The 6,930-nt window shown below is 68.0% G+C and carries 6 protein-coding genes and 3 pseudogenes; 3 read left to right on the plus strand and 6 right to left on the minus strand.

Translation table 11 applies throughout. The features are described 5' to 3' along the window. A pseudogene (locus A9W96_RS31110) lies at nt 1-154 on the minus strand (D-alanyl-D-alanine carboxypeptidase); the annotation flags it as partial. Nucleotides 155-381: 227 nt separating this feature from the next. On the opposite strand from A9W96_RS31110, the gene A9W96_RS00355 reads away from it, so the two are divergent. Then, entirely contained in the window at nt 382-633 is a 252-nt protein-coding gene (locus A9W96_RS00355; protein ID WP_066863646.1) for a hypothetical protein, read from the plus strand. Here A9W96_RS00355 and A9W96_RS00360 read toward each other — a convergent pair. Continuing rightward, entirely contained in the window at nt 608-1,951 is a 1,344-nt protein-coding gene (locus tag A9W96_RS00360; RefSeq protein ID WP_067137270.1) for an aspartate aminotransferase family protein, read from the minus strand. The genes A9W96_RS00355 and A9W96_RS00360 overlap by 26 nt on opposite strands. A 26-nt stretch (nt 1,952-1,977) precedes the next feature. Here A9W96_RS00360 and A9W96_RS00365 point away from each other — a divergent pair, with 26 nt between their 5' ends. After that, nucleotides 1,978-2,901, plus strand: a complete 924-nt coding sequence (locus A9W96_RS00365) for a sigma-70 family RNA polymerase sigma factor (RefSeq protein ID WP_067137272.1) — start codon at nt 1,978-1,980, stop codon at nt 2,899-2,901. Here A9W96_RS00365 and A9W96_RS00370 read toward each other — a convergent pair. Further along, a pseudogene (locus A9W96_RS00370) lies at nt 2,873-3,514 on the minus strand (carboxymuconolactone decarboxylase family protein); the annotation flags it as partial. The gene A9W96_RS00365 and the pseudogene A9W96_RS00370 sit on opposite strands and share 29 nt — an antisense overlap. 121 nt (nt 3,515-3,635) lie before the next feature. Between A9W96_RS00370 and A9W96_RS00375 the strand changes: the two are divergent. Further along, nucleotides 3,636-4,109: a hypothetical protein gene (locus tag A9W96_RS00375; protein ID WP_082971983.1), complete on the plus strand. Its 474-nt coding sequence runs from the start codon at nt 3,636-3,638 to the stop codon at nt 4,107-4,109. 26 nt (nt 4,110-4,135) lie between these two features. Here A9W96_RS00375 and A9W96_RS00380 read toward each other — a convergent pair whose 3' ends face one another. The 3 genes and pseudogenes from A9W96_RS00380 to A9W96_RS00390 all read right to left on the minus strand — a co-directional run. Then, the gene (locus A9W96_RS00380) at nt 4,136-4,948 is read right to left on the minus strand and encodes a succinate dehydrogenase iron-sulfur subunit (RefSeq protein WP_066882225.1); all 813 of its coding nucleotides are present in this window, start codon (nt 4,946-4,948) and stop codon (nt 4,136-4,138) included. Next, entirely contained in the window at nt 4,948-6,702 is a 1,755-nt protein-coding gene (sdhA, locus tag A9W96_RS00385) for a succinate dehydrogenase flavoprotein subunit (protein WP_066863592.1), read from the minus strand. The genes A9W96_RS00380 and sdhA overlap by 1 nt, the downstream gene beginning before the upstream one ends. A 3-nt stretch (nt 6,703-6,705) precedes the next feature. Further along, nucleotides 6,706-6,930, minus strand: a pseudogene (locus A9W96_RS00390) (succinate dehydrogenase); the annotation flags it as partial.

The raw sequence follows: 6,930 nt of genomic DNA on the forward strand, positions 1-6,930 counted from the left end.
CGGGCGGCGTGGTCACCTTGTACGGGCAGTTGGCCGGCGCGGCATTCGGCTCGGCGCCGGGTTCGGCGGTGGCGAGCGGCACCCCGAGCGTGACCGGGGCGGCGGTCAGGAAAAGCGCCGCTGCCAGGCATGATGCGGAACGTAACAGGGTCATCGTCTGAGCACAGTAAGCGATCGACCGCCCGAATCCGGGGAGCCGCGCTGTGACTGGTGAGACGGAAGTTACTGAGCCTGGTCGGTCGGGCCGGGTTACGCTGGGCACGCGGTCAGTTCGGAACCCATCGACCGCCCCGAATCCCCGAGGGATGTGCCATTTCAAACGATCGGTTCTGGTCTCGAACGTGGTCTCAGTTGCGGCGCGACGGCGACGGCCCACGATCGTTGGAACAGCTGCTCAAGCGGGTGGAGAAGGGCAGCCAGGTCCGCGGCTCCGACGACGACCGGGTGCTGGAAGAGCTGAAACTGCATCGCGACGCCACCCCCGAGGGCGACCTGCGGTCCGCACTGGCCTGGCTGTGCAACGCTCAGTCGCGGATCACCAGCAGCCCCACCACGGCGCATTCCCGCGAGGTGTTGCTGGCCGCTTACGAGGTCAAGCGGATCCTGGCTACAGCCGGCGGCACTCGTCGCTGAGCACGCCGCGCAGCGCCGCCTCGATGAGGTCGAATTCGGACTGCCCACTGATCAGCGGCGGCGCCAGCTGAATGACCGAATCGCCGCGGTCGTCGGTGCGGCAATACAGCCCCGCCTCGAACAGCGCCGCGGAGACCCGGGCGAGCAGCGGGCGGCGCTCGTCGTCGCTGAAGGTCTGCCTGGTGCCCTGGTCCTTGACCAGTTCCACGCCGTAGAAGAAACCCTCGCCGCGCACGTCGCCGACGATGGGCAGGTCGTAGAGCTTCTCCAGGGTGGCGCGGAACGCGGGCGCGTGGGTTCTGACGTGATCATTGAGGCCCTCGCGCTCGAAGATGTCCAGGTTGGCCAGCCCGACGGCCGCCGAAACCGGGTGCCCGCCAAAGGTATAGCCGTGCGGGAACATGGTGGCGCCGTCGTTGAACGGCTCGAACAGCCGCTCGCTGGCGATCATGGCGCCGATCGGTGAGTAGCCCGACGTCATTCCCTTGGCGCAGGTGATCATGTCGGGCACGTAGCCGAAGTCGCCGATGTCCGACGAGCAGGCGAACATCGACCCGATCCGGCCGAACGCGCAGATCACCTCGTCGGAGACCAGCAGTACGTCGTATTCGTCGCAGATCTGGCGCACCCGCTCGAAATAGCCTGGGGGAGGCGGGATGCTGCCGCCGGCGTTCTGCACCGGCTCCAGGAACACCGCGGCCACGGTGTCGGGGCCCTCGAACTCGATGGCCTCGGCGATCCGGTCGGCGGCCCACCGCCCGAACGCCTTCGGGTCGGTGCGCAGCGTCTCCGGCGCCCGGTAGAGGTTGGTGTTGGGCACCCGGAAGCCACCGGGCGTCACCGGCTCGAACGGGGCCTTGTATTTCGGCAGCCCGGTGATGGCCAGCGCGCCCTGGGTGGTGCCGTGATAGGCGACTGAGCGCGAAATCACCTTGTGCTTACCGGGTTTGCCGGTGAGCTTGAAGTACTGCTTGGCCAGTTTCCACGCGGTCTCGACGGCCTCGGTGCCGCCGGTCGTAAAGAAGACCCGGTTCACATCGCCCGGGGTGTGGCCGGCGAGGCGTTCGGCCAGCTCGATCGCCGGTGCAGTGGCGTAGCCCCACAGTGGGAAGAACGCCAGCGTGCTCGCCTGGCGGGCGGCGACCTCGGCGAGCTCGGCGCGGCCGTGGCCGACCTGGACGGTGAACAGGCCGGACAGGCCGTCGAGGTAGCTCTTGCCGCGGTCGTCGTAGATGGTGACACCCTCGCCGCGCGTGATGATCGGCGGCGTGATGTCCGGGCCGTGCCGGGCGAAGTGCAGCCAGAGGTTGTCAGTCATGTTGTTGGTGAGCGTAACCTCGCGACATGACCGCAGCGCAGCAGGTCAGCGAGTTCGAGTCGCTACGGCCCCATCTCATGGCGGTGGCCTACCGGCTCACCGGCACGGTGGCCGACGCCGAGGACATCGTCCAGGACGCCTGGCTGCGCTGGCACCGGCAGGAGCCCGACAAGGCAGAGATCACCGACTTGCGGGCCTGGCTGACCACGGTGGTGAGCAGGCTCGGCCTGGACAGGCTGCGCTCGGCCGCGCACCGCCGCGAGAGCTACACCGGCAACTGGCTGCCCGAGCCGGTGGTAACCGGGTTCGGCTCCACCGCTTCGGAAGCCGATCCGCTGTCCGCGGTGGTGGCCGGCGAGGACGCGCGGTTCGCCGCGATGGTCGTGCTGGAGCGGTTGTCACCGGATCAGCGGGTCGCCTTCGTGCTGCACGACGGGTTCGCCGTGCCGTTCGCGGAGGTGGCCGAGGTGCTGGGCACCAACGAGGCCGCCGCGCGGCAGCTGGCGTCGCGGGCCCGCAAGGCCGTCTCGGCCGAGCCCGCACCCAAGCCCGATCCGGCGCACGCCGAGGTGGTCGGCAAATTGCTGGCCGCCATGGCCGCAGGGGACCTGGAAGCCGTGGTGGTGCTGCTGCACCCCGACGTGGTCCTGACGGGTGACGCGAATGGCAAGGCGCCCACCGCAATCAACGTCATCCACGGCGCCGACAAGGTGGTCCGGTTCTTCTTCGGCCTGGCCCAGCGCTACGGCCCGGCGATGTTCACCTCGTATCAGCTGGGGCTGGTCAACGGCGAGCTCGGCGGTTACACGCCCGGCTGCCCCGCCAGCGACGGCTACCGCGAGCTGATGCCGCGGATCATGGCCGCGACCGTGCGCGACGGAAAGGTCTGCGCCCTATGGGATATCGCCAATCCCGACAAATTCACCGGCTCCCCGCTGCGGGCTCGTTGAGCTGGTTAGCCCACGGAACCCGGCACGCGTCACCGGAATTGAAGCCCTGCTCGGTGATGCCGAGTGCGGAATTCACCCGGGCCCGCATGTTCTCCAACCCGATCTGATAGGTCAGCTCGAACACACCGGCGTCGCCGAACCGGGCCCGCAGATCGTCGACCTGCTCGTCGGTGACGGTGTGCGGATCGGTGGTCATCGCGGCGGCATAGGCGATGGCGGCGCGCTCGTCGTCGGTGAATGCCGTTGAGGTGGCGTAGTTGTCGATGTCCTTGAGGCGCTGGATGTCCAGGCCGTCCAGGCGCTGCAGCATCGATCCGAAGTCGACGCACCACGAGCAGCCGACCTGGCGCGCGGTCCACAACACGGCCAGCTCGCGCACGCTGGTGGGCAGCGTTTTCGACGCCCGGTCGACCATCGTCTCGTGCAGGGCGCTGGCGATCATCAGCTTGCGATGATGTGCGGCCACGGCGAACGGCTCGGGAACCTGGCCGTAGCGCCGCTTGGCGATCCGGTACATGGCCCGGGTCAGCAACCCGGTGCGCTTGGGGGGCAGGGGCTCGATGCGGGTTTTCTGTGTCATACCGATCAGACGAGGCGGCCACGCGTTGTGTGACAGGTCCGGCGAGGCGCCGGTGGTGAGCAGGTGTTTCCCACGGTGAGGTCCGGGTACCCGGACCTCACCCTCGTCGCGCCAACCGGCGCGGCGGGGTAGCGAGAGGGTGAGGAGATTGAAGATGACCTCTCAAAACGATCAACAGTCCGACGATTCGAGGCTGGAACATTTCGACGATCCCGAGCTGGGCAGCGGTGCGCGCGACACCGGCACGGACACTCCCGAGCCCGGCGGGGCAGATCGTCCGGTGGGCACCGTGGACGAAGACGCGAATCCGCCGATGAGCGATCCGACCGCGTCCGATGTCTACAGCGGCACCGGCGAATTGCCCCCGCAGGACACCGGAAGCGCGATCCCGCCCTACGAGGGACGCCAACAGAGTGCCGCGGGTGACTCGGGAGGCGCGGGCGGCGCCACGAGACCGGAGACGAATCCCGATTACACGTCGGCCAGCCCGTCGGATACCCCGGGCGGGGCGACTCAGTCCCCGGCGGACGAGCAACCCGCTTCACAAATGCCGGAAACCGACCTCGGCGACGACCGCGTCGGGCCGGCGCACGTCGCGGGTACTCGTACCGGGGAGTCGAAGCCCTGATCTGACGACGTGCCGCCGCGAAACGCCTAGCGCGAGAACATGATCGCGCGCTTGACCTCTTGGATCGCCTTGGTGATCTGAATGCCGCGCGGGCAGGCCTCGGTGCAGTTGAACGTGGTGCGGCAGCGCCACACGCCGTCGACCTCGTTGAGGATGTCCAGGCGCTCAGCGGCGGCCTCGTCGCGGCTGTCGAAGATGAACCGGTGCGCGTTGACGATCGCCGCCGGGCCGTAGTAGCTGCCCTCGTGCCAGAAGATCGGGCAGCTGGTGGTGCACGCCGCGCACAGGATGCACTTGGTGGTGTCGTCGTAGCGGGCGCGGTCGGTCGGACTCTGGATGCGTTCGCGGGTCGGGGGATTGCCGGTCGTGATCAGGTACGGCTTCACCGCGCGGTAGGCGTCGAAGAACGGCTCCATGTCGACCACCAGGTCCTTCTCCACCGGCAGCCCACGGATCGGCTCGACAGTGATGGTGAGCTGCTTGCCCGGCTTCTTGGGCAGCAGGTCGCGCATCAGCACCTTGCACGCCAGCCGGTTGACGCCGTTGATCCGCATCGCGTCCGAGCCGCACACGCCGTGCGCGCAGGAACGCCGGAAGGTCAGCGTGCCGTCCAGGTAGCTCTTGATGTAGATCAGCAGGTTGAGCATCCGGTCGCTGGGCAGGCACGGCACCCGAAAGCTCTGCCAGCCACCGGTTTCCGCGTAGGCGTCGGGCTGGTCGGGGTTGAACCGGGCGATCTTGACGGTCACCATCACCGCCCCGTCCGGAATCGCCGGCAGCGGCGGTTCCAGGCTGGTCTCGACCTCGGCTGCCTCTTCGGTTCCGACGCTCTCGGCCATCAGTACTTCCGTTCCTTCGGTTCGTAGCGCGTCTGCACCACCGGCTTGAAGTCCAGCGCGATGTCGCTCAGCAGATCGCTGCCCTGCTTGTAGGCCATGGTGTGGCGCATGAAGTTGACGTCGTCGCGGTTGGGGTAGTCCTCGCGGGCGTGGCCGCCGCGCGACTCCTTGCGATTCAGCGCACCGACCACGGTGACCTCGGCCAGCTCCAGCAAGAAGCCCAGTTCGATGGCCTCCAGCAGGTCGCTGTTGAACCGTTTCCCCTTGTCGTGCACGCTGATTCGGGCGTAGCGCTCCTTCAGCGCGTGGATGTCGGTGAGCGCCTGCTTGAGCGTCTCCTCGGTGCGGAACACCGCGGCGTTGTTGTCCATCGACTGCTGCAACGCGTTGCGGATGTCGGCGACGCGCTCATTGCCGTGCTCGGAGAGGATGTCGCCGACCCAGCCCACTACCATCGCCGCCGGTTCCGGCGGCATGTCCACGAAGTCGTGGCCCCGCGCGTACGACGCCGCGGCGATGCCGGCCCGGCGGCCGAACACGTTGATGTCCAGCAGCGAATTGGTGCCCAGCCGGTTGGCCCCGTGCACCGACACGCACGCGCACTCGCCGGCCGCGTACAGGCCCGGCACCGTAGATGTGTTGTCCCGCAACACCTGTCCGGTCACGGTGGTGGGGATGCCGCCCATCACGTAGTGACAGGTCGGGTAGACGGGAACCAACTCGTGCACCGGGTCCACGCCCAGGTAGGTGCGGGCGAACTCGGTGATGTCGGGCAGCTTGGCCTCCAGCACGTCCTCACCGAGGTGGCGGACGTCGATGTAGACGTAATCCTTGTGTGGGCCAGCGCCGCGACCCTCCAGAACCTCCAAAACCATGGAGCGGGCCACGATGTCGCGCGGCGCCAGGTCAACGATCGTCGGGGCGTAGCGCTCCATGAAGCGCTCACCCTCGCCGTTGAGCAACCGGCCGCCCTCGCCGCGCACCGCCTCGGAGATCAGGATGCCCAGGCCGGCCAGGCCCGTCGGATGGAACTGGTGAAACTCCATGTCCTCCAACGGAAGACCCTTGCGGAAGACGATGCCGATGCCGTCGCCGGTCAGCGTGTGCGCGTTGGAGGTGGTCTTGTACATCCGGCCCGAACCGCCGGTGGCCAGCACGACCGCCTTCGCGTGGAAGACGTGGATGTCGCCGGTGGCCAGCTCGTAGGCCACCACGCCGGTGGCCACCGGACCGCTCGGGGTCTGGGTGAGCACCAGGTCCAGCGCATAGAACTCGTTGAAGAACTGGACGTCGTGGCGCACGCAGTTCTGATACAGCGTCTGCAGGATCATGTGGCCGGTGCGGTCGGCGGCGTAGCAGGCCCGGCGCACCGGGGCCTTGCCGTGGTCGCGGGTGTGCCCGCCGAAGCGGCGCTGGTCGATGCGGCCCTCCGGGGTGCGGTTGAATGGCATCCCCATCTTCTCCAGGTCGAGCACCGCGTCGATGGCTTCCTTGCACATGATCTCCACCGCGTCCTGGTCGGCGAGGTAGTCGCCGCCCTTGACGGTGTCGAAGGTGTGCCATTCCCAGTTGTCCTCTTCGACGTTGGCCAGCGCCGCGCACATGCCGCCCTGCGCCGCCCCGGTGTGGCTGCGGGTGGGGTAGAGCTTGGTCAGCACCGCGGTGCGCACCCGCGGGCCCGCCTCCACCGCGGCCCGCATGCCGGCACCCCCCGCGCCGACGATCACCACGTCGTACCGGTGTTGCTGGATCATCGATCAGCCTCCGATATTCGGGTCGAATGTCAGCAGCACGTAGGTGCCCAGCACCAACGTGAACCCCATCGACAACAACAGCAGGCTGTTGAGCCAGAAGCGGGTGCTGTCCTTGCGGCTGTAGTCGTCGATGATGGTGCGCAGGCCGTTGCCGCCGTGCAGCTGCGCCAGCCACAGCAGCGCCAGGTCCCAGAACTGCCAGAACGGCGACGCCCAGCGCTGCGCTCG

This window comes from Mycobacterium sp. 1245852.3 (assembly GCF_001669335.1).
GTDB classification, from domain to species: domain Bacteria; phylum Actinomycetota; class Actinomycetes; order Mycobacteriales; family Mycobacteriaceae; genus Mycobacterium; species Mycobacterium europaeum_A.